Annotated in this window: 34 protein-coding genes; 33 read left to right on the forward strand and 1 reads right to left on the reverse strand. The window is 43.1% G+C overall.

Annotated elements, in window-relative coordinates; genetic code table 11:
* Nucleotides 1-9: 9 nt before the first annotated feature.
* Both rpoC and FFM74_RS01460 read left to right on the forward strand, forming a co-directional pair.
* Nucleotides 10-3,651: a DNA-directed RNA polymerase subunit beta' gene (gene rpoC / locus FFM74_RS01455; RefSeq protein ID WP_137624870.1), complete on the forward strand. Its 3,642-nt coding sequence runs from the start codon at nucleotides 10-12 to the stop codon at nucleotides 3,649-3,651.
* Between the two features lie 342 nt (nucleotides 3,652-3,993).
* Nucleotides 3,994-4,644: an endonuclease III domain-containing protein gene (locus FFM74_RS01460; RefSeq protein ID WP_137624871.1), complete on the forward strand. Its 651-nt coding sequence runs from the start codon at nucleotides 3,994-3,996 to the stop codon at nucleotides 4,642-4,644.
* Between the two features lie 193 nt (nucleotides 4,645-4,837).
* Here FFM74_RS01460 and FFM74_RS01465 read toward each other — a convergent pair whose 3' ends face one another.
* Nucleotides 4,838-5,518 carry a prepilin peptidase gene (locus FFM74_RS01465; protein WP_137624872.1) on the reverse strand — a complete coding sequence of 227 codons (681 nt, stop codon included), beginning with the start codon at nucleotides 5,516-5,518 and terminating at the stop codon, nucleotides 4,838-4,840.
* A gap of 252 nt (nucleotides 5,519-5,770) precedes the next feature.
* Here FFM74_RS01465 and rpsL point away from each other — a divergent pair, with 252 nt between their 5' ends.
* The 31 genes from rpsL (at nucleotide 5,771) to FFM74_RS01620 (ending at nucleotide 23,876) form a co-directional block, all read left to right on the forward strand.
* Nucleotides 5,771-6,184 (forward strand): 30S ribosomal protein S12, encoded by a 414-nt coding sequence (rpsL, locus tag FFM74_RS01470; protein WP_137606056.1) that lies wholly within the window; start codon nucleotides 5,771-5,773, stop codon nucleotides 6,182-6,184.
* Between the two features lie 14 nt (nucleotides 6,185-6,198).
* Nucleotides 6,199-6,669, forward strand: a complete 471-nt coding sequence (gene rpsG, locus FFM74_RS01475) for a 30S ribosomal protein S7 (RefSeq protein ID WP_137606055.1) — start codon at nucleotides 6,199-6,201, stop codon at nucleotides 6,667-6,669.
* 171 nt (nucleotides 6,670-6,840) lie between these two features.
* Entirely contained in the window at nucleotides 6,841-8,940 is a 2,100-nt protein-coding gene (gene fusA, locus FFM74_RS01480; protein WP_137624873.1) for an elongation factor G, read from the forward strand.
* A gap of 1,379 nt (nucleotides 8,941-10,319) precedes the next feature.
* Entirely contained in the window at nucleotides 10,320-10,628 is a 309-nt protein-coding gene (gene rpsJ, locus FFM74_RS01485) for a 30S ribosomal protein S10 (protein WP_034528161.1), read from the forward strand.
* Nucleotides 10,629-10,665: 37 nt separating this feature from the next.
* On the forward strand, nucleotides 10,666-11,295 hold the full coding sequence (gene rplC / locus FFM74_RS01490) for a 50S ribosomal protein L3 (RefSeq protein ID WP_137624874.1): 630 nt from the start codon (nucleotides 10,666-10,668) through the stop codon (nucleotides 11,293-11,295).
* Between the two features lie 18 nt (nucleotides 11,296-11,313).
* Nucleotides 11,314-11,937, forward strand: coding sequence for a 50S ribosomal protein L4 (gene rplD, locus FFM74_RS01495; RefSeq protein ID WP_137624875.1), 624 nt, complete (start codon nucleotides 11,314-11,316; stop codon nucleotides 11,935-11,937).
* Nucleotides 11,937-12,230 carry a 50S ribosomal protein L23 gene (gene rplW / locus FFM74_RS01500; RefSeq protein WP_137624876.1) on the forward strand — a complete coding sequence of 98 codons (294 nt, stop codon included), beginning with the start codon at nucleotides 11,937-11,939 and terminating at the stop codon, nucleotides 12,228-12,230. The genes rplD and rplW overlap by 1 nt, the downstream gene beginning before the upstream one ends.
* Before the next feature lie 23 nt (nucleotides 12,231-12,253).
* The gene (gene rplB / locus FFM74_RS01505; RefSeq protein ID WP_137617105.1) at nucleotides 12,254-13,093 is read left to right on the forward strand and encodes a 50S ribosomal protein L2; all 840 of its coding nucleotides are present in this window, start codon (nucleotides 12,254-12,256) and stop codon (nucleotides 13,091-13,093) included.
* A 39-nt stretch (nucleotides 13,094-13,132) separates the two neighbouring features.
* On the forward strand, nucleotides 13,133-13,408 hold the full coding sequence (rpsS, locus tag FFM74_RS01510; protein ID WP_137606048.1) for a 30S ribosomal protein S19: 276 nt from the start codon (nucleotides 13,133-13,135) through the stop codon (nucleotides 13,406-13,408).
* Nucleotides 13,409-13,428: 20 nt separating this feature from the next.
* The gene (gene rplV, locus FFM74_RS01515; protein WP_137606047.1) at nucleotides 13,429-13,776 is read left to right on the forward strand and encodes a 50S ribosomal protein L22; all 348 of its coding nucleotides are present in this window, start codon (nucleotides 13,429-13,431) and stop codon (nucleotides 13,774-13,776) included.
* Between the two features lie 12 nt (nucleotides 13,777-13,788).
* The gene (gene rpsC, locus FFM74_RS01520) at nucleotides 13,789-14,445 is read left to right on the forward strand and encodes a 30S ribosomal protein S3 (RefSeq protein WP_137606046.1); all 657 of its coding nucleotides are present in this window, start codon (nucleotides 13,789-13,791) and stop codon (nucleotides 14,443-14,445) included.
* Nucleotides 14,446-14,447: 2 nt separating this feature from the next.
* The gene (gene rplP, locus FFM74_RS01525) at nucleotides 14,448-14,882 is read left to right on the forward strand and encodes a 50S ribosomal protein L16 (RefSeq protein WP_137606045.1); all 435 of its coding nucleotides are present in this window, start codon (nucleotides 14,448-14,450) and stop codon (nucleotides 14,880-14,882) included.
* A complete protein-coding gene (rpmC, locus tag FFM74_RS01530) occupies nucleotides 14,872-15,066 on the forward strand; it encodes a 50S ribosomal protein L29 (RefSeq protein WP_003638068.1) in 195 nt (64 codons plus the stop codon). The genes rplP and rpmC overlap by 11 nt, the downstream gene beginning before the upstream one ends.
* Nucleotides 15,067-15,090: 24 nt before the next feature.
* Complete coding sequence (gene rpsQ, locus FFM74_RS01535; protein ID WP_137606044.1) at nucleotides 15,091-15,360, forward strand: 30S ribosomal protein S17; 270 nt, start codon at nucleotides 15,091-15,093, stop codon at nucleotides 15,358-15,360.
* A 42-nt stretch (nucleotides 15,361-15,402) separates the two neighbouring features.
* Complete coding sequence (rplN, locus tag FFM74_RS01540) at nucleotides 15,403-15,771, forward strand: 50S ribosomal protein L14 (RefSeq protein WP_137624877.1); 369 nt, start codon at nucleotides 15,403-15,405, stop codon at nucleotides 15,769-15,771.
* A 33-nt stretch (nucleotides 15,772-15,804) separates the two neighbouring features.
* Nucleotides 15,805-16,116 (forward strand): 50S ribosomal protein L24, encoded by a 312-nt coding sequence (gene rplX / locus FFM74_RS01545; protein WP_137624878.1) that lies wholly within the window; start codon nucleotides 15,805-15,807, stop codon nucleotides 16,114-16,116.
* Nucleotides 16,117-16,146: 30 nt separating this feature from the next.
* Nucleotides 16,147-16,689, forward strand: a complete 543-nt coding sequence (gene rplE / locus FFM74_RS01550) for a 50S ribosomal protein L5 (protein ID WP_137617111.1) — start codon at nucleotides 16,147-16,149, stop codon at nucleotides 16,687-16,689.
* Nucleotides 16,690-16,709: 20 nt separating this feature from the next.
* Nucleotides 16,710-16,895 carry a type Z 30S ribosomal protein S14 gene (locus tag FFM74_RS01555; protein ID WP_137606040.1) on the forward strand — a complete coding sequence of 62 codons (186 nt, stop codon included), beginning with the start codon at nucleotides 16,710-16,712 and terminating at the stop codon, nucleotides 16,893-16,895.
* Nucleotides 16,896-16,928: 33 nt separating this feature from the next.
* Nucleotides 16,929-17,324, forward strand: a complete 396-nt coding sequence (gene rpsH / locus FFM74_RS01560; RefSeq protein WP_137624879.1) for a 30S ribosomal protein S8 — start codon at nucleotides 16,929-16,931, stop codon at nucleotides 17,322-17,324.
* Nucleotides 17,325-17,353: 29 nt separating this feature from the next.
* Nucleotides 17,354-17,890 carry a 50S ribosomal protein L6 gene (rplF, locus tag FFM74_RS01565; RefSeq protein WP_137624880.1) on the forward strand — a complete coding sequence of 179 codons (537 nt, stop codon included), beginning with the start codon at nucleotides 17,354-17,356 and terminating at the stop codon, nucleotides 17,888-17,890.
* A 34-nt stretch (nucleotides 17,891-17,924) separates the two neighbouring features.
* On the forward strand, nucleotides 17,925-18,290 hold the full coding sequence (gene rplR, locus FFM74_RS01570; protein WP_307722402.1) for a 50S ribosomal protein L18: 366 nt from the start codon (nucleotides 17,925-17,927) through the stop codon (nucleotides 18,288-18,290).
* A gap of 20 nt (nucleotides 18,291-18,310) precedes the next feature.
* The gene (gene rpsE / locus FFM74_RS01575) at nucleotides 18,311-18,811 is read left to right on the forward strand and encodes a 30S ribosomal protein S5 (RefSeq protein ID WP_137617114.1); all 501 of its coding nucleotides are present in this window, start codon (nucleotides 18,311-18,313) and stop codon (nucleotides 18,809-18,811) included.
* 14 nt (nucleotides 18,812-18,825) lie between these two features.
* Complete coding sequence (gene rpmD, locus FFM74_RS01580) at nucleotides 18,826-19,008, forward strand: 50S ribosomal protein L30 (protein ID WP_137606036.1); 183 nt, start codon at nucleotides 18,826-18,828, stop codon at nucleotides 19,006-19,008.
* A gap of 31 nt (nucleotides 19,009-19,039) precedes the next feature.
* Nucleotides 19,040-19,471 (forward strand): 50S ribosomal protein L15, encoded by a 432-nt coding sequence (gene rplO, locus FFM74_RS01585; RefSeq protein ID WP_137624882.1) that lies wholly within the window; start codon nucleotides 19,040-19,042, stop codon nucleotides 19,469-19,471.
* A 1-nt stretch (nucleotide 19,472) separates the two neighbouring features.
* Entirely contained in the window at nucleotides 19,473-20,768 is a 1,296-nt protein-coding gene (secY, locus tag FFM74_RS01590) for a preprotein translocase subunit SecY (RefSeq protein ID WP_137624883.1), read from the forward strand.
* A gap of 65 nt (nucleotides 20,769-20,833) precedes the next feature.
* A complete protein-coding gene (locus FFM74_RS01595; RefSeq protein WP_307722403.1) occupies nucleotides 20,834-21,484 on the forward strand; it encodes an adenylate kinase in 651 nt (216 codons plus the stop codon).
* 180 nt (nucleotides 21,485-21,664) lie between these two features.
* Complete coding sequence (infA, locus tag FFM74_RS01600; protein ID WP_003638082.1) at nucleotides 21,665-21,883, forward strand: translation initiation factor IF-1; 219 nt, start codon at nucleotides 21,665-21,667, stop codon at nucleotides 21,881-21,883.
* A gap of 35 nt (nucleotides 21,884-21,918) precedes the next feature.
* Nucleotides 21,919-22,038 carry a 50S ribosomal protein L36 gene (gene rpmJ / locus FFM74_RS01605; protein ID WP_003638083.1) on the forward strand — a complete coding sequence of 40 codons (120 nt, stop codon included), beginning with the start codon at nucleotides 21,919-21,921 and terminating at the stop codon, nucleotides 22,036-22,038.
* Nucleotides 22,039-22,065: 27 nt separating this feature from the next.
* Nucleotides 22,066-22,431, forward strand: a complete 366-nt coding sequence (gene rpsM / locus FFM74_RS01610) for a 30S ribosomal protein S13 (protein WP_105448034.1) — start codon at nucleotides 22,066-22,068, stop codon at nucleotides 22,429-22,431.
* 24 nt (nucleotides 22,432-22,455) lie between these two features.
* Nucleotides 22,456-22,845: a 30S ribosomal protein S11 gene (gene rpsK / locus FFM74_RS01615; protein WP_057706082.1), complete on the forward strand. Its 390-nt coding sequence runs from the start codon at nucleotides 22,456-22,458 to the stop codon at nucleotides 22,843-22,845.
* An 86-nt stretch (nucleotides 22,846-22,931) separates the two neighbouring features.
* Nucleotides 22,932-23,876 carry a DNA-directed RNA polymerase subunit alpha gene (locus tag FFM74_RS01620; protein WP_137606032.1) on the forward strand — a complete coding sequence of 315 codons (945 nt, stop codon included), beginning with the start codon at nucleotides 22,932-22,934 and terminating at the stop codon, nucleotides 23,874-23,876.
* Nucleotides 23,877-23,893 lie beyond the last annotated feature (17 nt).

Genomic DNA, 23,893 nt, shown 5'->3' on the forward strand with positions numbered 1-23,893 from the left:
GTCGGTCCTTTGATCGATGTCAACAAGTTTGAAAGCATGCAAATCGGTCTGGCATCCCCAGACAAGATTCGTAGCTGGTCATACGGCGAAGTTAAAAAGCCCGAAACCATTAACTACCGGACATTGAAACCTGAAAAAGACGGTCTGTTTGATGAACGTATCTTCGGTCCTACTAAGGATTGGGAATGTGCGTGTGGTAAATACAAACGGATCCGTTATAAGGGTATTGTCTGTGACCGTTGTGGTGTCGAAGTTACCCGTAGTAAAGTCCGTCGTGAACGGATGGGGCATATCGAACTCGCCGCACCAGTCACTCACATCTGGTATTTCAAGGGTATTCCTAGCCGGATGGGCCTTGTCTTAGACATGAGCCCACGGGCACTTGAAGAAATCATTTACTTCGCTTCATACGTTGTTATCGAACCTGGTAACACACCACTTGAAAAGAAGCAATTGCTTTCAGAACGTGAATACCGTGAAAAGAAAGCCCAATACGGCAAAGAATTTGATGCCGAAATGGGTGCTGAAGCCATCAAACGTCTATTAAATAACGTGGATCTTGAAAAAGAAGCACGGGACTTAAAAGAAGCTTTGAAGGATGCTTCCGGTCAAAAGCGGACACGTGCCGTTCGTCGTTTGGATATCATTGAAGCCTTTGTGACTTCTGGTAACGAACCGGCTTGGATGGTCATGGATGCAATTCCGGTCATTCCCCCGGACTTACGGCCAATGGTTCAATTGGAAGGTGGGCGTTTTGCCACTTCTGACTTGAATGATTTGTACCGTCGTGTGATTAACCGTAACAACCGTTTGAAGCGTTTGTTGGACTTAAATGCCCCTGGTATTATTGTTCAAAACGAAAAACGGATGCTCCAAGAAGCTGTCGATGCCTTGATTGATAACGGGCGGCGTGGTCGTCCCGTTGCTGGTCCTGGTAACCGGCCATTGAAGTCTCTTTCACATATGTTGAAAGGGAAGCAAGGTCGATTCCGTCAAAACTTACTTGGTAAGCGGGTTGACTATTCTGGTCGTTCCGTTATCGATGTTGGCCCATTCTTGAAGATGAACCAAATGGGGTTACCTCGTCAAATGGCGTTGGAACTCTTCAAGCCGTTCATCATGAAAGAATTGGTTAAACGCGAATTGGCTTCTAACATTAAGAATGCTAAACGGAAAATCGAACGAGCTGATGATGATGTTTGGGGCGTCTTAGAAGACGTCATCAAAGAACATCCCGTGTTATTAAACCGGGCCCCTACGCTTCACCGTTTAGGGATTCAAGCATTCGAACCTGTTTTAGTTAGTGGTAAAGCAATGCGGTTGCATCCGTTGGCTTGTGAAGCTTACAATGCCGATTTTGATGGTGACCAAATGGCCATTCATTTGCCTTTGTCAGATGAAGCCCAAGCCGAAGCACGTTTGTTAATGTTAGCTGCTCATCATATCTTGGCACCTAAAGACGGGAAACCCGTTGTGACGCCATCTCAAGATATGGTTATCGGTAACTACTACTTGACGACTGAAGAAGTTGGTCGTGAAGGCGAAGGCATGATCTTCAAAGATTTGGATGAAGCACAAAAAGCTTATCAAGCTGGTTATGTGCACATGCACAGCCGGATTGGTCTGCAAGTTTCATCAATGCCTGACAAGCCATTTACCGATGAAGAAAAACAAGAAGTCTTGGTTACAACGGTTGGTAAAGCAATCTTCAACAATATCTTACCTGGTAAGTTCCCATACTTGAACGAACCAACGAATGATAATTTGATTGATGGCACACCTGATCGTTACTTCTTGAAGCCTGGTGAAAATATTCATGACTTCTTAGATGGTCAAGAATTGATCATGCCATTTAAGAAGGGCTTCTTAGCCGATATTATCGCCGAAGTTTACAAGCAATATCATGTGACTGCAACGTCACTCTTGCTTGACCGGATGAAAGACTTAGGTTACAACATTTCAACTAAGTCTGGTTTGACGGTTGGGGTTGCCGATATTACTGACTTGAAAGAAAAGCCAGCCATTATCGACGAAGCTCATAAACAAGTTAATACGATTTCAAAACAGTTCCGTCGTGGGTTAATTACTGACGATGAACGTTATGAACGGGTCATTGGTGTTTGGAACGACGCCAAAGATCAAATTCAACAAAAACTGATTGAAAGTTTCAGCCCAGACAATCCTATCTTCATGATGAGTGACTCTGGTGCCCGTGGTAACATTTCTAACTTTACACAGTTAGCTGGGATGCGTGGTTTGATGGCTGCCCCTAATGGGAAGATCATGGAATTACCTATTCTTTCAAACTTCCGTGAAGGACTATCAGTCTTGGAAATGTTTATTTCTACCCATGGGGCTCGTAAAGGGATGACCGATACGGCCTTGAAGACTGCCAACTCAGGTTACTTGACTCGTCGACTTGTCGATGTTGCGCAAGATGTCATTGTCCGTGAAAAGGATTGTGGGACTGATCGTGGGTTACGGATTAGTGCCATCATGGAAGGTAATGAAGTCATCGAACCATTGTACGACCGGATTCTTGGTCGTTACACGATGAAGTCAATCTTCAATCCAGACACGCATGAAGAAATCATTGGCAACAACGTCATGATTGATGAAGATTTGGCGCAAAAGATTGTTGATGCCGGTGTTACCGAAGTCACGATTCGTTCTGCATTTACTTGCAACACGAAACATGGGGTTTGTGAACACTGTTATGGTCGTAACATGGCTACCGGTGACGAAGTTGAAGTCGGTGAAGCTGTTGGGACTGTCGCTGCGCAATCAATCGGTGAACCTGGGACCCAATTAACCATGCGGACTTTCCATACTGGTGGGGTTGCCGGAGACGATATTACCCAAGGGTTACCTCGTGTTCAAGAAATTGTTGAATCACGTAATCCTAAAGGGCGTGCCGAAATCACCGAAGTTACTGGGACGGTTCAATCAATTGAAGAAAATCCAGCAGAACGGACGAAGAAAGTTACGATTAAGGGTGAAACTGATACTCGGACTTATACTTTACCGTTAACAGCGCGGATGGCGGTTAGTGAAGGCGACTTTATTCACCGTGGTGCAGCGTTGAACGTTGGGTCAATTGATCCTAAGCAATTAATTCAAGTTCGCGATGTTTTATCGACTGAAAACTACTTGCTCCGTGAAGTCCAACGGGTTTATCGGATGCAAGGGGTTGAAATTGGTGATAAGCACGTTGAAATCATGATTCGTCAGATGCTTCGTAAGGTCCGGATCATGGATCCAGGTGACACTGATGTCTTACCTGGGACTTTGATGGATATTGCTGACTTCAAGGATGAAAACTACAAGACGTTGATTGCTGGTGGGATTCCAGCAACATCACGGCCAGTTATTCTTGGGATTACCAAAGCTGCCTTGGAAACAAACAGTTTCTTATCAGCGGCGTCATTCCAGGAAACCACTCGGGTCTTAACTGATGCGGCTATTCGTGGTAAGAACGATCCATTGATCGGTCTGAAAGAAAATGTCATCATCGGTAAGATTATTCCTGCTGGAACTGGTATGCCTAACTATCGGCATATCAAGCCAAAGGAAGTTGGTAACGTGGCTGATGGGGTTTACTCAATCAGCGACCTTGAAAAACAAATGCAAGAACAAGATGCTAGCAAGTAATTGCTGACACTTTAGAAAGGACGGCCAGTTAAATGGTCGTCCTTTTTGTTTGCCGTTGATGAATTTGGAATATCTGCCAAAAATTGCCGCTTCCGGTTGAGACTGATTACATGCGGTCGTGGGACCGGGCGAAGGTCAAGACCGCTCCTCAGGCTTGGCCTGGTCCCTCGTCCGCATGTAATCAGTGATGCCCGGAAGCGGCAATATGAACTTCTTTTCATCACCAATTTACTGGTACCACTATATTTATTAGTATTTTTTGTCTTTCAACCGGCAAGCATTGAATTAAACTGAATTTCAGGTAGTATTGAATCAGAAACATACGAGAGGTTGGGGAATGCAATGTTAAAAGACGAGCAGATTGTTTGGGCGATTCATCAAATGGAAACTGAAATGGGACCGGTTGGACCGTCCTTGGATTCACGAACACCGTTTCAGTATCTCGTCTCAGTCATTTTAAGTGCGCAAGCGACCGATGTCTCGGTCAATAAGGTCACACCGGTTTTGTTTGAACGTTATCCAGATCCGAAGGCGTTGATGATGGCTGATGTCGAAGATGTTGAACGGCTCATTAAAAGCGTGGGCCTGTTTCATAACAAGGCCAGAAATATTATCAAGACTGCCCGCATTGTCCATGAAGAACTGAACGATGTGGTCCCAACCGATCGTAAGGGGATCATGGCACTACCGGGTGCTGGCAGAAAAACTGCGAATGTGGTGTTAAGTGATGTCTTTGATCAAGCAACATTTGCAGTTGACACGCATGTGTCGGCTATTTCGAAACGATTGCATTTTATTGATAGCGCCGCTACCCCTTTACAAGTGGAACAAAAAATTGTTGGCGTGTTGCCGCCAGATGAGTTGCATCGTGCGCATCATACGATGATTGAATTTGGCCGCAAGTACTCAATGAAACTAGCGCCAGCTAAAGAGGTTTGTCAATTGATTATTGATTGTGATCGGTTGGATGAAGAAAACGAAGGACTACAGTAAGTTAAAAGCGGAGAGTGGGACCAAAGGCGGGTTGCTACCGAGCATAGCATAGGAAACCGAATGATTGGGACTTTCAATCGTTCGGTTTCCGTAGCTAAGCGGAGGTCGCAGCCTTTTGTTGCACGTTTCGAGGATAAATATTCGCAGCTACAAACCGAGTCTAGGGCTTTGTCCCGAACTTTTTAAATTCTGATCAAACCAGTTGTGTGGTTAAGATGAAGGCCCAAGTCAGAAATGGGACGAAGGGCAGTTGTCGACGTTGCGGCTGGATGATAAAAATAGTGAGAGCGGCTGCCGACGCCAAGATCAGACTGTTGAAGACTAAATTTGGTGTGGCTAGACAGGTTAGCAGGACTAAGATGTCAACATCACCAGCGCCGAACTTTTTCGTTTGCCAAGCAATCAAGTATAAGCTAATCAACAAGCCAATTAAGATGAACAATGGCACTGACCAGATAAGCGGGTGGATCCAAACGCCGATGATGGCAGGCGCAACTAGCGTAATTGGGAAAACACTGAAATGGTCATGGTCAGTGAGACTATTAAAAAGCAAGACCGCATAGCCTAACAATAGGGGGGCACTAGTTGTGAGAGGCGCTTGCCAGTTAAGGAGGACGAGGCAGCCGAAGATGAGTTCGATCCAAGTTGAACGCAAGTTGATCCGCGAGCGACAGTCAAAGCAGCGGCCACGTTGTAGTAAGACGCCCAGCACCGGGATTAATTGCCAAAATCTTAATTGATGCCGACATTTTGGACATATTGAGCGTTGCGTCGTGTATAATGAGTGTGTGTCGCTGAGTCGTTCGGCCATGCAAGTAATGAATGAGCCGCAGCAGGCACCACTAATGAAGATGAAGCTATCGAGTAGAAGCATCGTCAACCACCTTTCTAGGAGTTAACTACGCAAGTTATTTGCGAGTTCACGGTTGACACGATAGTTTCATCATGATACTCTAGTAAAGGTGCTTTTTGCAGACAGATTCCTGTATAGGAATACAGACATGCTGACTGGTCGGCTAAGCGCATAAACGCCATCGTTCAAGGGTTATTTTTTTGCTTAAAAAAGAACCACCTGGATGTGTGGACTTAAAAATCAGACATTTTTGGAAGGAGGACACTTTAGAACATGCCAACAATTAATCAATTAATTCGTAAAGGTCGTAAATCTAAAGTATCAAAATCAAATGCCCCTGCTTTAAACTTCGGGTATAACAGTTACAAGAAGGTTGCTACAAACAACCCTGCACCACAAAAACGGGGCGTTGCAACACGTGTCGGCACAATGACTCCTAAGAAGCCTAACTCAGCTTTACGGAAGTATGCACGTGTCCGCTTATCTAACTTGATTGAAGTTACCGCTTATATTCCTGGTATTGGTCACAACCTCCAAGAACATAGTGTTGTTTTGATTCGTGGTGGACGTGTAAAGGATTTACCTGGTGTACGTTATCACGTTATCCGTGGTACTTTAGATACGGCCGGCGTCGAAGATCGTCGTCAAAGTCGTTCTAAGTACGGTACCAAGAAGCCAAAGGAATAAAGGAGGTAAGTTAAATGCCAAGAAAAGGACAACCAGCAAAGCGCGAAGTTTTGCCAGATCCAATGTACGATTCTAAGTTAGTAACGCGTTTAATTAACCACTTAATGTTAGATGGTAAACGTGGGACTGCATCAACTATCTTGTATGATGCGTTTGATCAAATTAAGGAACAAACTGGAAACGAACCTTTAGATGTCTTCGAAGAAGCAATGAAGAACGTTATGCCAGTACTTGAAGTTAAGGCTCGCCGTGTCGGTGGTTCTAACTATCAAGTTCCTATCGAAGTTCGTCCAGATCGTAAGACGACCTTAGCACTTCGTTGGATCGTTCAATATGCACGTTCACGTGGTGAACACACCATGTCAGACCGGTTAGCACGTGAAATCATGGATGCTGCCAACAATACTGGTGCCTCAGTTAAGAAGCGTGAAGATACGCATAAAATGGCTGAAGCCAACCGTGCCTTTGCACATTATCGTTGGTAAGATTTCTATGGTTTGGTTGAAGCTTAACTTTAACTAAACGTAACAACAAGGTGGCTATTATATGTGAGCATATAGTAGTCATTTTTTGAAAAAAGTTTTATACTTTTCCTACTATATATAGTAGGTTTGACGGTTAATTCCATTTAATTGAGAGGAGTAACACATTTTCTAATGGCTAATACAAGAGAATTTTCACTCGATAAGACTCGTAACATTGGTATTATGGCCCATATCGATGCTGGTAAGACCACTACTACCGAACGTATCTTGTACTACACTGGTAAAATCCATAAAATTGGTGAAACCCATGATGGTGCTTCACAAATGGACTGGATGGCCCAAGAACAAGAACGTGGGATTACGATTACCTCTGCTGCGACAACTGCTCAGTGGAAGGACCACCGGATCAACATCATTGATACCCCAGGACACGTTGACTTCACTGTTGAAGTTGAACGGTCACTTCGGGTCTTAGATGGTGCGATTACCGTTTTAGATGCCCAAGCTGGTGTTGAACCTCAAACTGAAACTGTTTGGCGTCAAGCATCAACTTATAACGTTCCTCGGATCGTTTTTGTTAACAAGATGGACAAAATTGGTGCGGACTTCAAGTATTCAGTAAGTACGATCCATGATCGTTTACAAGCTAATGCTCACGCTATCCAATTACCAATTGGTGCTGAAGATAATTTCGAAGGGGTTATTGACTTAATCGAAATGAAGGCTGATCTTTATGATGAAGATCAACTTGGGACTGAATGGGATACTGTTGACATTCCAGAAGAATACAAAGCAGATGCCCAAGCAGCTCGTGATGACTTGATTGAAGCCTTGGCTGATATCGATGATGGCATCATGGAAAAATACCTTGGCGGTGAAGAAATCTCTAAAGAAGAGATCAAAGCTGCGATCCGTAAGGGTACCTTGGCACTTGAATTCTTCCCAGTTTTGGCTGGTTCAGCATTCAAGAACAAGGGTGTTCAAATGTTAATGGACGCGACTGTGGATTACTTACCATCACCACTTGATGTTAAGCCTTACAAAGCCACTGATCCTGAAACTGATGAAGACGTCGACTTAATTGCCGGTGATGACAAGCCTTTCGCTGCTTTAGCATTTAAGGTTGCCACCGATCCATTCGTTGGTCGTTTAACCTTTATCCGGGTTTACCAAGGAACTTTGGAATCTGGCTCATATGTTTTAAATGCTACCAAGGACAAGCGTGAACGTGTCGGTCGTTTACTTCAAATGCATTCTAACCAACGGAAAGAAATCCCAGAAGTCTTCTCTGGTGATATCGCCGCTGCGATTGGCTTGAAGAACACCACGACTGGTGACTCATTGACTTCTATTGAACATCCATATCATTTGGAATCAATGGAATTCCCTGATCCCGTTATCCAAGTTGCCGTTGAACCTAAGACTAAGGCTGACCAAGATAAGATGAACGTTGCCTTACAAAAGCTTTCTGAAGAAGATCCTACTTTCAAGGCTGAAACTAACCAAGAAACTGGTGAAACTTTAATCGCTGGGATGGGTGAATTGCATTTGGACATTATCGTTGACCGGATGCGTCGTGAATTCAACGTTGAAGCAACTGTTGGTGCCCCTCAAGTTTCTTATCGTGAAACCTTTACAAAGGCTACCAAAGTTCAAGGTAAGTTCGTTCACCAATCTGGTGGTAAAGGTCAATATGGGGATGTTTGGGTTGAATTTACACCTAACGAAGAAGGTAAGGGCTTCGAATTCGAAGATGCCATCGTCGGTGGGGTTGTTCCTCGCGAATACATTCCTTCAGTTGAACAAGGTTTGAAGGAATCAATGGCTAACGGTGTGTTAGCTGGCTATCCTTTAGTTGACGTTAAGGCTAAACTCTATGATGGGTCTTACCATGATGTCGATTCTAGTGAAGCAGCCTTCAAGATTGCCGCTTCCTTATCACTACGGAATGCTGCTAAATCAGCTGGTCCTGTTATTTTGGAACCAATCATGAAGGTTGACATTGTTGCCCCAGAAGATTACTTAGGTGATGTTATGGGCCATGTTACCGCTCGTCGTGGAACTATTGACGGGATGGAAGAACGTGGGAACGCACAAGAAGTTCATGCGTTTGTGCCTTTAGCTGAAATGTTTGGTTATGCAACCACTTTACGTTCAGCAACTCAAGGCCGTGGGACTTTCACAATGACATTTGATCATTACGAAAAGGTACCTAAGTCTGTTCAAGCTGAAATCATCAAGAAAAATGGCGGCACTCCTGCCGAAGATTAATCTTGATTCAGAAAAGTCGTTAAGCAATTTGCTTAGCGGCTTTTTGTTTACGCTAAATTAAGCGTGACGACGAGTAGGGGAATGGAGAAGTGAGCTGTGTCTCAGGAAGCGGCGTATGCCTCATGCTAATTCCTTGCACGCAGAAACAAGTGACATCACTTCAACACGACTATCATGAAGTCTTACAACTATTGTCCAGATATACTAGAAGGCAGTTAGCGTGATCGTCGCTGCAATTTAAAATTAGCTGCTGTCGTGCGACCGAACTAACCAGCCTCGCAACGTGCAAAAGTTTGTTTCGAAAAACGACCGCGCATAAAAATATGGTCAGGGTAAAAATTTCTTTCGGTAGCAAGATTGAATGACAAAGAAGCAGCTTTCAGATCTAATTGCGTTAACACACATCGACTAGCGATGGCACAAACTTAGTAAATTAAAAAAGTTAAAAGGAAAAATAACTTTATGATAACCGGGGCTTAAGCATCTTATTCAGACTAGTAATTACGGTGTTGTTAGTCGGTCTCTGTGCCAACTAGAACTGACAAGGGCTCAAGACGTTATGAAGGGACATGAAAGGTCTATTAGGGATCATTGGTCTTACACGTTGATTGGATCGGTTAAGGTGTGATCATTAAGAGCAATGCACATGACTAGCCGTGAGGGGGCTTCGTTTGGGGCTTAGCCGTGGCATTTGACTTAGCAGGGTGGTTTGTCCGCGGTTAGTCAAAAACCAGCTTTTGAGACCGCCCTTTGGCTCAAAAATGGTTCATGGCGTTCCAGCCCCAAACGAAGCCCCCGGCAGGCGGAAAGTAGCGCTAGTCGATAATCAATTCATGGGTTGGAATTTGAATAAAAGCCCCAACAAGTAATTAATATAGCGAAAACCGTTCGAATAAAAATATGTGCATCGACTTGCAATGTTATAAAAATACGAGTAATATGCCTAATGTTGTCTTGCGTATTTTACTAATTAGTCTTAAGCCAATTGGTCAATGGTGATCACAGTAGGTTAAGACAGAGAATGACTAACACGACTAACTGTAACGGTTGAAAAGCTTGGTTCGCGAATAAAAGTTTGAAAAGACTACTATTCTAAACGAATTTATGTTACATTTATTGGTGCTGGTTCAAAAAAGGTAACACGGTTTACAACGATGGTTCGAAAAAAGTGCGTCAGCGCTTGCTATTACAAAGCTTTTCAGTTATTATAGATTGTGCTTGGTATTTAGAAGGGGAGTACTGTACCCCCCAGCATCAAGTAGTCGTAGTTAGCTTTGATGTGAAAGGTTGCGACACGCCCGGCCACATTGTCATGGGGCGCGGCGGTAATTTTCACGGAGCTAGTCTTATTTTCAAAATAGACGAAGGAGGTCACAACAATGGCAAAGCAAAAAATTCGTATCCGTTTAAAGGCATACGAACACCGTATTCTTGATCAGTCCGCTGACAAGATTGTTGAAACGGCAAAGAGAACTGGTGCTACTATTTCTGGTCCAATTCCATTGCCCACTGATCGGACAATCTACACGGTTCTCCGTTCACCACATAAGTTCAAGAAGTCTCGTGAACAATTCGAGATGCGGACTCACAAGCGTTTAATCGATATCGTTAACCCAACGCCTAAGACAGTCGACTCATTAATGAAGTTAGACTTGCCTAGCGGTGTAGATATTGAAATCAAGCTTTAATTTTTCAAACTAAAATCAATTAATTGGAGGTGTACTCATGACCACTAAAGGAATCTTAGGGAAAAAGGTAGGAATGACGCAAGTCTTCACCGAAGCCGGCGAATTAATCCCAGTTACAGTTATTGCAACTGAACCTAACGTTGTGTTACAAGTTAAAACCATCGAAAACGACGGTTACGAAGCAATTCAATTAGGTATCGACGACAAACGTGAAGTCTTAAGCAACAAACCTGCTCAAGGTCATGCAGCAAAAGCAAAAACGGCTCCTAAGCGCTTCATTCGTGAAATTCGTAATGTTGAGCTTGGAGATTACACAGTAGGTGACGAAGTCAAGGCTGATATTTTCGCAGCCGGTGACGCTGTCGACGTTACGGGTATCACTAAAGGTCATGGTTACCAAGGTAATATTCATAAAGACGGACAAAGTCGTGGACCAATGGCCCATGGGTCTCGTTACCATCGTCGTCCTGGTTCATTAGGTGCTATTATTAACCGTGTCTTCAAAGGTAAGAAATTACCAGGCCGGATGGGTAATCATCAACGGACGATGCAAAACTTAACGGTGGTTCGTGCCGACGTTGAAAACAACGTTTTATTAATTAAGGGTAATGTCCCTGGCGCAAACAAATCATTCGTTACAATTAAAACATCTGTAAAGAGTAAATAAGGAAGGAGGACATAATACATGACTAGCGTAGCATTATACAAACAAGACGGTACGCAAAATGGTGACGTTACTTTAAACGACGCAGTGTTCGGTGTTGAACCTAACGAAAACGTGGTTTTTGATGCCATCTTGATGCAACGTGCATCATTGCGTCAAGGGACTCATGCTGTTAAGAACCGTAGTGCTCGTCGCGGTGGTGGTCGTAAACCATGGCGTCAAAAGGGTACTGGTCGGGCTCGTCAAGGTTCTATCCGTTCGCCACAATGGCGTAAAGGTGGGATTGTCTTCGGACCTACACCACGTTCATACAGTTACAAATTACCTAAGAAGGTAATGCGCTTAGCTTTGAAGTCTGTCCTTTCTCAAAAGGTCTTAGACAACAGCTTAGTTGCAGTTGAAGGTTTAGCTTTCGACGCACCAAAGACTAAGGAATTTGCTAACGTATTAAACAACCTCAAAGTCGACACCAAGACACTTGTTTTGGTTGAAGAGGACAATGAAAAGGCTGCTTTGGCAGGTCGTAACTTACCAAATGTTAAGATCCTAAAAGCCAAAGGTGTTAACGTACTTGATGTCGCTAATAGTGACAAATTAGTCGTTACCCAAAAAGCCCTCGATCAATTAGGGGAGGCGCTCGCATAATGGAAGCACGCGATGTAATTTTACGCCCTGTCGTTACTGAATCATCAATGGCTGGCTTGGATGACAAGCGCTATACTTTTGATGTCAACGTACAGGCTACTAAAACGCAAGTTAAAAAGGCAATCGAAGAAATCTTCGATGTCAAAGTTGTAAAAGTTAACGTCATGAACGTTAAAGGGAAGTTTAAGCGTCAAGGTCGTTACGCCGGCTATACTAAGAAGCGTCGTAAGGCTATTGTTACCTTAACTCCTGATTCAAACGAAATTAAGTTGTTCAACGACGCTCAACAATAAATCTAATTTAGGAGGTTACTCTAGTGGGTATTAGAAAGTATAAACCAACCACTAACGGCCGTCGTAATATGACTGGTTCTGATTTTGCTGAAATCACTAAAACAAAACCAGAAAAGTCATTATTAGACTCACAAAGCCATACAGCTGGTCGTAACAGTTATGGTCACATCACTGTTCGTCATCGTGGTGGCGGTCATAAACAACAATACCGTTTAGTTGACTTCAAACGTATCAAAGATGAAGTTCCTGCAACGGTTAAAGCAATCGAATATGATCCTAACCGGACTGCTAACATTGCCTTATTGGTATATGCTGACGGTGTGAAATCATATATCTTAGCACCAAAGGGTTTGGAAGTTGGGATGCAAGTTCAATCTGGTGTCGAAGCTGATATCAAGGTTGGTAACGCATTACCATTAAACAATATCCCAGTTGGTACGATTGTGCATAACATTGAATTGAAGCCTGGTAAGGGTGGGCAATTAGCTCGTTCAGCTGGTGCTTCCGCGCAATTACTTGGTAAGGAAGGCAAATATGCAATTGTACGTTTGTCATCTGGTGAAGTTCGTTTAGTTCTATTAACTGCCCGTGCCACTGTTGGTACTGTTGGTAATGAACAACACGAATTGATCAACTCAGGTAAGGCCGGTCGTACGCGTTGGCAAGGTAAACGTCCAACGGTTCGTGGTTCTGTTATGAACCCTAACGATCACCCTCATGGTGGTGGTGAAGGTAAAGCACCAATCGGTCATCCATCTCCTATGTCACCATGGGGTAAGAAGACTCTTGGTAAGAAGACTCGGAACAAGAAGGCTCGTTCAAACAAGCTTATCGTTCGTGGTCGTCGTCCAGGCAAACACTAAAATTTGAAATTACTGTAGTTCTCGAGAGGAGGTCACACGATGGGTCGAAGTTTAAAGAAGGGACCTTTCGCAGATTCGCATTTATTGAAAAAAGTGGATGCACAATCTGATTCTGACAAGAAATCTGTCATCAAGACGTGGTCACGTCGTTCAACAATTTTCCCAAGTTTTATTGGGTTAACAATCGCAGTTTATGATGGTCGCAAACATGTCCCTGTTTATATCCAAGACGATATGGTTGGTCATAAGTTAGGTGAATTTGTACCTACACGGACTTTCCATGGTCATGGTACAGACGATAAGACAACGAAGTAATAGTTAGGAGGATATAAAGAATGGCTGAACAAGTAACATCTGCACATGCAACTGCAAAAACTGTTCGTATCGCCGCTCGTAAGGTCCGCCTAGTTGTCGATCTTATCAGAGGTAAAAGCGTTGCTGAAGCATTAGCAATCTTGAAGTTTACGCCACGCGGTGGCTCGCCAGTAGTTGAAAAAGTACTATTGTCTGCCGTCGCTAACGCTGAAAATAACTTTGACTTAGATCGTGAAGATTTGGTCGTAAGTGAAGCCTTCGTCAATGAAGGACCAACCTTAAAACGGTTCCGTCCTCGTGCCAAAGGTTCTGCTTCACCAATCAACAAGCGGACAAGCCACATTACGATCACAGTTACTGAAAAATAGGAGGGATAACGCGTGGGTCAAAAAGTAAATCCAACCGGATTACGTGTCGGAATCATTCGCGACTGGGAAGCAAAATGGTATGCTGAAAAAGATTTTGCAACTTACTTAAACGAAGATTTACGTATCCGTAAGTATATTGAAAAACGACTTGCCGACGCTTCCGTCTCCACCGTTGAAATCGAACGCGCTGCAAATCGCGTGAACATTTCAATCCATACCGCAAAACCAGGGATGGTTATTGGTAAGGGTGGTTCTGAAGTTGAAGCACTTCGTAAAGAATTAAATGAATTAACTGGTAAACGTGTACACATCAACATTATCGAAATCAAGAAACCTGATTTGGATGCCAAATTAGTTGGTGAAAGTATTGCACGTCAATTGGAAGGCCGTGTTGCTTTCCGTCGTGCCATGCGTGGTGCTATGCAACGTACTATGCGTTCTGGCGCCAAAGGGATCAAGACTCAAGTTGCTGGTCGTTTGAATGGTGCCGACATGTCACGTGTCGAAACTTACTCAGACGGTACGGTTCCATTGCATACGCTTCGTGCGGACATTGACTACTCATGGGTAGAAGCAATGACAACCTATGGTAAACTTGGTGTTAAGACCTGGATCTACCGTGGCGAAATTTTGCCAGAAAAGAAATCTGCAGATAAAGGAGGAAAATAAACATGCTAGTACCTAAACGGGTTAAATTCCGTCGTGTTCACCGTGGTAAGATGCGCGGTGAAGCAAAAGGCGGTAAATCAGTTGCTTTTGGTGAATATGGTTTACAAACACTAGAATCACACTGGATTAGTAACCGACAGATCGAAGCTGCTCGTGTTGCTATGAACCGTTACATGAAGCGTGGCGGTAAAGTATGGATTAAGATTTTCCCTCACAAGTCCTACACTGAAAAAGGTGTCGGCGTGCGGATGGGTAATGGGAAAGGTACTCCTGCAGGTTGGGTTGCCCCAGTAAAACGTAACAAGGTTATGTTTGAAGTCGGTGGCGTATCTGAAGAAGTTGCTCGCGAAGCTTTACGCTTAGCTGGCACCAAGTTACCTGTGAAAACCAAGATTATTAAGCGCGAGGAAGTAGGTGGCGAATCAGATGAAGGCTAAGGAAATTAAAGCATTGTCCACTACTGAAATGCTCGAAAAAGAAAAGTCTTATAAAGACGAACTCTTCAACTTGCGTTTTCAATTGGCCACTGGTCAGCTTGAAAATACCGCTCGTTTAAAGCAAGTTCGTAAGAATATCGCACGTATTAAAACTGCGTTGCGTGAACAAGAATTAAACAAGTAGCCTATAAAAGGAGGCAATCAACGAATGAGTGAAGATACTCGTAATAGCCGCAAGGTTATCCAAGGACGCGTTGTTTCAGATAAGATGGATAAAACCATCGTTGTTGTCCGTGAAACATACAAGAATCATCCTGTATACGGCAAACGTGTTCGTTATTCCAAGAAATACAAAGCTCATGATGAAAATAATGAAGCTCATGTTGGCGATATCGTCCGGATCATGGAAACTCGTCCTCTATCAGCTACAAAGCGTTTCCGCTTACTTGACGTCGTTCAAAAAGCTGTTATTATCTAGTTTATTAGCTGAAGAAAATTAAATGAAGGGAGGACACTTACTGTGATCCAACAAGAAAGTCGTTTAAAAGTTGCTGATAACTCCGGTGCCCGTGAAATCCTGACTATCAAGGTTTTAGGTGGCTCAGGTCGTAAGACTGCTAACATCGGTGATATTATTGTCGCTACGGTCAAACAAGCAACACCCGGTGGTGTTGTCAAAGCTCATGATGTTGTTAAGGCGGTAATCGTTCGGACTAAGTCTGGCGTACATCGTACTGACGGTTCATACATCAAGTTTGATGAAAATGCTGCAGTTATTATTCGCGATGACAAGACACCACAAGGTACTCGTATCTTCGGACCTGTCGCTCGTGAATTACGTGATAAAGACTTCATGCGCATTGTTTCTTTAGCGCCAGAAGTACTGTAATCACACACCGTAAATAAGGAGGTGCGCAACCTAATGTTGATTAAAACAGGTGATAAAGTTCGTGTCATCAGTGGCAAGGATCGTGGCCAAGAAGGTACTGTTAAGTCAGTAATCAAGTCCAAGAACCGTGTCGTTGTTGAAGGTGTTAACATGATTAAGAAACACCAAAAACCAACGAACGTTAACCCACAAGGCGGTATCGTTGATGTCGAAGCAGCTTTAGATGCTTCTAACGTTATGGTCCTTGACCCATCTACTAACGAACCTACTCGTTTGGGTGTTCGTCGTGAAGACGGGAAGCGTGTCCGCTACGCTAAAAAGAGCGGCAAAGATTTAGAAAACTAAAACACTGACTGAAAGGAGGAAGCAAGTTTCATGGAAAACCGTTTAAAAGCTCAATATGAAAAAGAAATCGTGCCAGCATTAGTTGACAAGTTCAACTACACTTCAGTAATGCAAGTGCCTAAGATGGCAAAGATTGTTTTGAACATGGGTGTTGGTGATGCAGTTACCAATGCTAAGAACTTAGACGAAGCAGTTGAAGAATTGACTTTGATCTCCGGCCAAAAACCTTTGGTTACACGAGCAAAGAAATCTATCGCTGGTTTCCGTCTTCGTGAAGGTATGCCAATCGGTGCCAAAGTTGACTTACGTGGCGAACGTATGTATGACTTCTTGGACAAGTTGATCAATGTTTCATTACCACGTGTTCGTGACTTCCATGGTGTTAGCACGCGTTCATTTGATGGTCGCGGTAACTACACATTGGGTGTCCGTGAACAATTGATCTTCCCAGAAATCAACTATGATAATGTTAACCGTGTTCGCGGTTTAGACATTGTAATCGTCACAACAGCTGATAGTGATGAAGAATCACGTGAGTTGTTAACTCAATTTGGCATGCCATTTGCTAAATAATCGAAGGGAGTTTATCTAAGTTGGCTAAAAAATCACAAATTGTTAGACAACAACGCGGTGCGAAGTTTGCAGTTCAAAACTACACACGTTGCGAACGTTGCGGTCGTCCACATTCAGTTTACCGTAAATTCCACTTGTGCCGTATCTGCCTCCGCGAATTGGCCCACAAAGGTCAAATTCCTGGCATGAAAAAGGCTAGCTGGTAAAAACAAACCCAAGTTAAAGGAGGTTAAACTTTCATGATGACTGATCCAATCGCAGATTTCTTGACTCGTATCCGTAACGCTAACATGGTACGCCACGACTCATTAGAAGTTCCTGCATCAAAAATCAAACGCAACATTGCCGAAATTTTAAAGAATGAAGGTTTTGTTCGCGACGTTGAATATATCGATGATGACAAACAGGGCATCATCCGTGTCTTCTTGAAGTATGGTAAAGACAAGGAACGGGTTATCTCTGGTTTGAAGCGTATTTCAAAGCCAGGTTTACGTTCATATGTTAAAGCTGATGCTGTTCCTAAGGTTTTAAACGGTTTAGGGATTGCTATCATCTCAACTTCAGAAGGTGTAATTACTGATAAAGAAGCTCGTGCCAAGAAGCTTGGCGGCGAAGTTTTAGCTTACGTTTGGTAATAATTAATTAAGACGGGAGGTGCAATTAAGTGAGTCGTATTGGTTATAAAACAATTAATATCCCTGCTGGGGTAGAAGTATCACAAGATGGCGAAGTTGTGACTGTCAAGGGTCCTAAGGGAACTTTAACTCGTAACATTGCTAGTGATATTACAATGACAGTTGAAGGCAGCGAAGTTAACTTCACTCGCCCAACTGATGACTTTAAGATGAAGGCATTACACGGTACTACCCGTGCTAATGTTAACAACATGGTTGAAGGGGTCACTAATGGCTTTACTAAGAATCTTCAATTGGTCGGTGTTGGTTACCGTGCCCAATTACAAGGTAAGAAATTAGTATTAAGCGTTGGTTATTCTCATCCTGTTGAATTCGAAACGCCAGAAAACTTAACAGTTGAAGTTCCTGACAACACTCATATCAATATCTCTGGTATTGGTAAGCAAGCTGTTGGTGACTTTGCTGCCGAAGTACGGGCCATTCGTTCACCTGAACCTTACAAGGGTAAAGGGATTCGTTACGTCGATGAATATGTTCGTCGTAAGGAAGGTAAAACTGGTAAATAAAGCAGCTTAGTGCTGTCCATAACTATAATAAGAGGTGACTATTGTGATTTCAAAACCAGATAAAAATAAGACACGTCAACGTCGTCACGCACGTGTCCGTGGTAAGATTTCTGGTACTGCTGAGCGCCCACGCTTAAATGTTTATCGTTCCAACAAAAACATCTACGCTCAAATTATTGATGATGTAGAGGGTGTAACGCTCGCAAGTGCCTCAACGTTAGATAGCGAAGTAACTGGTAACAACAAGTCTGAAAAGGCTGCTTCTGTTGGTGCTGTAGTTGCAAAACGTGCTGCTGAAAAGAAGATTGCTGATGTAGTCTTTGATCGTGGCGGTTACTTATATCACGGCCGGGTTCAAGCTTTAGCTGAAGCTGCTCGTGAAAACGGACTTAAATTCTAATAAAGGAGGAATAATACCACATGACTTTCATTGATCCATCAAAATTAGATCTTGACGATAACGTTGTTGCCATTAACCGGATTACTAAAGTTGTCAAAGGTGGTCGTCGTCTTCGTTTTGCCGCATTGGTAATCGTTGGTGACCACAAAGGACACGTTGGTTTCGGTACTGGTAAGGCTCAAGAAGTTCCAGAAGCAATTCGGAAAGCATCCGAAGCTGCTAAAAAGAACTTGATCACTGTACCAATGGTCGGTACAACCATTCCTCATGAAGCTCTCGGTGTTTACGGTGGTGGCCGCATTATGCTTAAGCCTGCCGTTGAAGGTTCTGGTGTCGCTGCTGGTGGCGCCGTTCGTGCCGTCATGGAATTGGCTGGTATTGATGATGTAACAAGTAAGCGTCTTGGCTCAAACACACCTGTAAACGTTGTTCGTGCAACGTTCGAAGGCTTGAAGAGCTTACGAAAAGCAGACCAAATTGCTGCTTTACGTGGCGTTTCAGTTGAACATTTAGCTGAATAGGGAGGACAAACAACATGGCTCAATTAAAGATCACTTTAGTGCGCAGTGCGGCTCATCGTCTTCCTAAGCAACGTAAAATCGTTAAGGAATTAGGTTTAGGCCGAGTTAACAGCTCAGTTGTAAAACCTGATGACGCAGCAACTCGCGGTCAAATCTTCCTCATTGCTCATTTGATCGATGTTGAAGTAATTAAGTAATTAAATTTCTAAAAGAGGAGGTGCCTACTAAATGAAGTTACATGAATTAACACCAAGTGAAGGTTCACGTTTTTCACGCCGTCGTATTGGTCGTGGCGACTCAAGTGGCCAAGGTAAAACTTCTGGTCGTGGTCAAAAAGGTCAAAAGGCGCGTGGTAAGGTTCGTGTTGGTTTCGAAGGTGGCCAAATGCCATTGTATCGTCGGATTCCAAAACGTGGATTTACTAACATCAACCGTAAAGAATATGCGGTTGTTAACCTTGATGGCTTAAACCGCTTTGATGATGGTGCCGAAGTAACACCAGAATCATTGAAAGAAGCTGGCTTGGTTAAAAAGAGTGCTGCTGTTAAGATTCTTGGCAACGGCAAGCTCGACAAAAAGTTAACAGTTAAGGCAAACAAGTTCTCCGAAACTGCCGTTAAGGCAATCGAAGCTGCTGGCGGTAAAACTGAGGTGATCTAACTTGCTGACTACCATGAAGGACGCTCTGAAAGTTAAGGATATTCGGAATAAGATTCTGTTCACGTTGGGCGTTTTGATTGTATTTCGTCTTGGCTCTTATATCACAGTCCCAGGAGTTAATGCACAAGCGCTGCAATCCGTTGCATCTTCTGGGCTGATAAGTATGTTGAATACATTCAGTGGTGGCGGTTTAACTAATTATTCCATCCTTGCTATGGGGGTATCCCCTTACATTACTGCACAAATCATTGTTCAATTGTTACAAATGGACATTGTTCCGAAGTTTGTTGAATGGGGCAAACAAGGTGAAGTTGGTCGGCGGAAGCTTAATCAAGCAACCCGTTGGCTCACAATCATTTTGGCCTTTGTTCAATCAATTGGGATTACGGCTGGGTTTAACTCATTAAGTTCGCTTAAGTTGGTTAACAATCCTAGTGTGACAACATATCTAACGATTGGGGTCATCTTAACGGGTGGCGCCATGTTGACCACATGGATGGGTGATATGATCACTGATCGTGGGATGGGTAATGGTGTTTCAATCATTATCTTTGCCGGGATCATTGCTCGGACACCAACCTCGTTGTACCAAATTTACCAAGAACAATTTGTCAATGTTTCAAAGAGTCAATGGTGGCAAAGTGGCTTGTTTGTTGTCGGATTATTATTACTTGTGATTATCATCGTGATGTTTGTCACCTGGGTTGAACAAGCTAATGATCGGATTCCAATTCAATACACGCGCCGTGCAGCTGGTGCACCTGATAGTAGTTATCTACCATTAAAGGTGAACGTTGCTGGGGTTATTCCTGTTATCTTCGCGAGTTCTTTTATCGCAACACCACAGACGATTTTGCTAGGTTTTCAAGCCGGTCACGGTGATGAAACTTGGTACACAGTCATGAGTAATATCTTTAATATGCAGTCTACGACCGGAGCAGTACTATATACGGTTCTGATTGTGCTTTTCACTTTCTTCTATGCGTTTGTTCAGGTCAATCCTGAAAAACTGTCGAAGAATTTACAAAAGCAAGGCAGCTATATTCCAGGCGTCTGGCCTGGTAAAGATACCCAAGACTGGGTTTCGAAATTGTTAATGCGACTTAGTACGGTTGGTGCCCTCTACCTAGGATTAATTTCCTTGATTCCATTATTGGCCTCAGATATCTTTGGCCTTGATGAATCAATTGGGTTAGGTGGGACAAGTTTACTAATCGTTGTTGGGGTTGCGCTTGAAACAATTCGTCAAATTAAAGGATTAATGATGAAGCGAGACTACGTCGGTTTTATTCGTTAATCAGCGGGTGTGTTGGGGAGACTCAGCACATTTGTGCATTATAGGAGGAAATTACGATGTCAACAATGAACCTGATTTTAATGGGTTTACCAGGTGCCGGTAAGGGTACTCAAGCACAGAAGATCCTTGAAGATTTTGATATTCCTCATATTTCAACGGGTGATATCTTCCGGGCAGCAATTAAGAATGAAACCAAGATGGGCTTGGAAGCTAAAAAGTATATCGACCAAGGTAACTTGGTTCCTGACGAAGTCACTAATGGCATCGTCAAGGATCGGTTGGCTGAGGCTGATACGGCTAATGGCTTTCTGCTTGATGGTTATCCACGTAATATTGATCAAGCCCATGCGCTCGAACAGATTGGTAAAGATCTGAACAAGCCATTGGACGGTGTTATTAACATTCACGTTGAACCTTCAGTTTTAGTTGAACGACTTTCGGGCCGTTTCATCTGCCGGACATGTGGTGCAACTTATCATAAGTTGTACAAGATGCCTAAGGTTGAAGGAACTTGTGATGTTTGTGGCGGTCATGATTTTTATCAACGAGATGATGACAAGCCCGCAACCGTTAAGAATCGTTTGGATGTTAACATTAAGTTGAACACCCCATTAATTGATTTTTATGGTCAAGAAAAATTGCTTTACAATGTCGATGGTGATCGCGACATTGATGATGTTTATCAAGATATTAAATCAATTCTTGATAATCTTTAGGCTCGTATGCCCACCAACTCGCGCGGTAGTTGCTTTTGCAATGCCGTTGTGATAAACTTATTCAGGTTTAGCCGTTGATTCATATTAATGTTTTTTAAACTTAATTTTAATAACGACTGGTTCAAAAGTGGACCATCAACGTGGCAACACGAAACCAGATAATAGGGGAGGGACTCATACTTGGCAAAAGAAGACGTCATTGAAATTCAAGGCACTATCAAGGAAACGTTGCCCAACGCAATGTTCAAAGTAGAACTTGAAAACGGCGCTGAAATCTTGGCACACGTTTCTGGTAAAATTCGGATGCATTACATTCGGATCTTACCTGGTGACAAGGTCACAGTCGAAATGTCACCTTATGATTTAACTAAGGGCCGGATTACCTACCGTTTCAAGTAGGCCGACACTTTGTACCTTATAGGAGGTAAATATTCATGAAAGTAAGACCATCTGTCAAGCCTATGTGCGAACACTGCAAAGTTATTCGTCGTAAAGGCCGTGTGATGATTATCTGCTCTGCTAATCCAAAGCATAAGCAACGCCAAGGTAAATAATTTAATTAAGTCGGAGGTGAAAAATTAATGGCTCGTATTGAAGGAATTGACTTACCCCGTGACAAGCGAATTGTCATCGGTTTAACTTACATTTTCGGTATCGGAAATACTTCTGCTCAAAAGATTTTGGCAGAAGCCGGTGTATCTGAAGACGTCCGTGTACGCGACTTAACTCCTGAACAAGAAGATAAGATCCGTGCCGTCGTTGATGGTTACAAAACTGAAGGTGACTTACGTCGTGAAGTTAGCTTGAACATCAAGTTACTCCAAGAAATTGGTTCATACCGTGGGATGCGTCATCGTCGTGGTTTACCCGTTCGTGGTCAACATACGAAGAACAATGCCCGGACTCGTAAGGGTAAAAAAGTTAGCATCGCTGGACGTAAAAAATAATTATAAGGGAGGTTTTCGAATTTTATGGCAACTAGAAAGACAACCCGTCGTCGTCGGGTAAAGAAAAATATTGAATCCGGTGTGGCTCACATCCATTCAACATTTAACAACACACTTGTTATGATCACTGACATGCAAGGTAACGCTATTGCTTGGTCTTCAGCTGGTTCATTAGGTTTCAAGGGTAGCCGTAAGTCAACACCTTTTGCTGCTCAAATGGCTGCAGAAGCTGCTGCTAAGGCATCTATGGAACATGGTATGAAGATTGTTGAAGTCGCTGTTAAAGGCCCTGGTTCAGGTCGTGAAGCTGCAATCCGTGCTTTACAAGCTACTGGTTTGGAAGTTAGTGCAATTCGCGATGTTACGCCAGTACCTCATAATGGTTCTCGTCCTCCAAAGCGCCGTCGTGTTTAATCTGTGACGTTCATTTTGAGGGCTAACTTCATTTTGTACGCACAACTACTAAACACCACGCGTTTTGAAAGGGGTAAAAGATAAGAATGATTGAATTTGAAAAACCTAACATTCATAAAATTGATGAAAACGACAACTATGGTAAGTTTGTTGTAGAACCACTTGAACGTGGTTATGGTACAACTTTAGGGAATTCACTTCGTCGGATTCTTCTTTCTTCTTTACCTGGCGCTGCTGTTACCAGTATTCAAATTGATGGTGTGCTTCATGAATTTTCAACGGTTGAAGGGGTAACTGAAGATGTTACTGCCATCATCTTGAATGTGAAGAAGATCGCACTTAAGTTAGAATCAGATGAAACCAAGACATTGGAAATCGATGTTAAGGGTCCTGCGAACGTTACTGCCGGTGATATCATTGGTGATGCGGACGTTGAAGTCTTGAATCCTGACTTAGCAATTTGTACGGTAGCAGACGGGGCACACTTCCATATGCGTATGACCGCTAATACTGGTCGTGGTTATGTTTCCGCTGAGGATAACAAACATCGTGAAGATGATATGCCAATTGGCGTTTTACCTGTTGATTCATTGTATTCTCCAATCGAACGTGTCAACTACCAAGTTGAAAATACGCGGGTTGGTCAACGTGATGATTTCGATAAGTTGACCTTAGACGTTTGGACAAATGGTTCTATCACGCCAAGTGAAGCCATTAGTTTATCAGCCAAAATCCTGACTGATCACCTTTCAATCTTCGTAAATCTCACAGATGAAGCTAAAAACACTGATGTGATGGTAGAGAAGGAAGAAACGCATAAGGAAAAAATGTTAGAAATGACGATTGAAGAGTTAGATCTCTCTGTTCGTTCATATAATTGTTTGAAGCGTGCTGGAATCAACACGGTTCAAGAATTAACTAACAAAACTGAAGCTGATATGATGAAGGTTCGCAACCTTGGACGCAAGTCACTTGAGGAAGTTAAAGCAAAATTAGCTGATCTCGGGTTATCATTACGCAAAGAAGACTAATACAAGGGAGGATATTC

The sequence above is a fragment of the Lactiplantibacillus pingfangensis genome (assembly GCF_005404945.1).
GTDB classification, from domain to species: domain Bacteria; phylum Bacillota; class Bacilli; order Lactobacillales; family Lactobacillaceae; genus Lactiplantibacillus; species Lactiplantibacillus pingfangensis.

Bases quoted from the DNA above. Each gene is read 5' to 3' on its own strand.
- rpsH (WP_137624879.1), top strand. From the start codon at position 16,929: ATGATGACTGATCCAATCGCAGATTTCTTGACTCGTATCCGTAACGCT.
- rpmC (WP_003638068.1), top strand. From the start codon at position 14,872: ATGAAGGCTAAGGAAATTAAAGCATTGTCCACTACTGAAATGCTCGAA.
- rpsL (WP_137606056.1), top strand. From the start codon at position 5,771: ATGCCAACAATTAATCAATTAATTCGTAAAGGTCGTAAATCTAAAGTA.
- rplE (WP_137617111.1), top strand. From the start codon at position 16,147: ATGGAAAACCGTTTAAAAGCTCAATATGAAAAAGAAATCGTGCCAGCA.
- FFM74_RS01595 (WP_307722403.1), top strand. From the start codon at position 20,834: ATGAACCTGATTTTAATGGGTTTACCAGGTGCCGGTAAGGGTACTCAA.
- FFM74_RS01460 (WP_137624871.1), top strand. From the start codon at position 3,994: ATGTTAAAAGACGAGCAGATTGTTTGGGCGATTCATCAAATGGAAACT.
- rpsS (WP_137606048.1), top strand. From the start codon at position 13,133: ATGGGTCGAAGTTTAAAGAAGGGACCTTTCGCAGATTCGCATTTATTG.
- rpmD (WP_137606036.1), top strand. From the start codon at position 18,826: ATGGCTCAATTAAAGATCACTTTAGTGCGCAGTGCGGCTCATCGTCTT.
- rplW (WP_137624876.1), top strand. From the start codon at position 11,937: ATGGAAGCACGCGATGTAATTTTACGCCCTGTCGTTACTGAATCATCA.
- rplO (WP_137624882.1), top strand. From the start codon at position 19,040: ATGAAGTTACATGAATTAACACCAAGTGAAGGTTCACGTTTTTCACGC.
- FFM74_RS01620 (WP_137606032.1), top strand. From the start codon at position 22,932: ATGATTGAATTTGAAAAACCTAACATTCATAAAATTGATGAAAACGAC.
- rpsG (WP_137606055.1), top strand. From the start codon at position 6,199: ATGCCAAGAAAAGGACAACCAGCAAAGCGCGAAGTTTTGCCAGATCCA.
- rpsJ (WP_034528161.1), top strand. From the start codon at position 10,320: ATGGCAAAGCAAAAAATTCGTATCCGTTTAAAGGCATACGAACACCGT.
- rplX (WP_137624878.1), top strand. From the start codon at position 15,805: ATGTTGATTAAAACAGGTGATAAAGTTCGTGTCATCAGTGGCAAGGAT.
- rpmJ (WP_003638083.1), top strand. From the start codon at position 21,919: ATGAAAGTAAGACCATCTGTCAAGCCTATGTGCGAACACTGCAAAGTT.
- FFM74_RS01465 (WP_137624872.1), bottom strand. From the start codon at position 5,518: ATGCTTCTACTCGATAGCTTCATCTTCATTAGTGGTGCCTGCTGCGGC.
- rpsQ (WP_137606044.1), top strand. From the start codon at position 15,091: ATGAGTGAAGATACTCGTAATAGCCGCAAGGTTATCCAAGGACGCGTT.
- rplP (WP_137606045.1), top strand. From the start codon at position 14,448: ATGCTAGTACCTAAACGGGTTAAATTCCGTCGTGTTCACCGTGGTAAG.
- rpsK (WP_057706082.1), top strand. From the start codon at position 22,456: ATGGCAACTAGAAAGACAACCCGTCGTCGTCGGGTAAAGAAAAATATT.
- rplV (WP_137606047.1), top strand. From the start codon at position 13,429: ATGGCTGAACAAGTAACATCTGCACATGCAACTGCAAAAACTGTTCGT.
- rpsE (WP_137617114.1), top strand. From the start codon at position 18,311: ATGACTTTCATTGATCCATCAAAATTAGATCTTGACGATAACGTTGTT.
- rpsM (WP_105448034.1), top strand. From the start codon at position 22,066: ATGGCTCGTATTGAAGGAATTGACTTACCCCGTGACAAGCGAATTGTC.
- fusA (WP_137624873.1), top strand. From the start codon at position 6,841: ATGGCTAATACAAGAGAATTTTCACTCGATAAGACTCGTAACATTGGT.
- rplC (WP_137624874.1), top strand. From the start codon at position 10,666: ATGACCACTAAAGGAATCTTAGGGAAAAAGGTAGGAATGACGCAAGTC.
- rplD (WP_137624875.1), top strand. From the start codon at position 11,314: ATGACTAGCGTAGCATTATACAAACAAGACGGTACGCAAAATGGTGAC.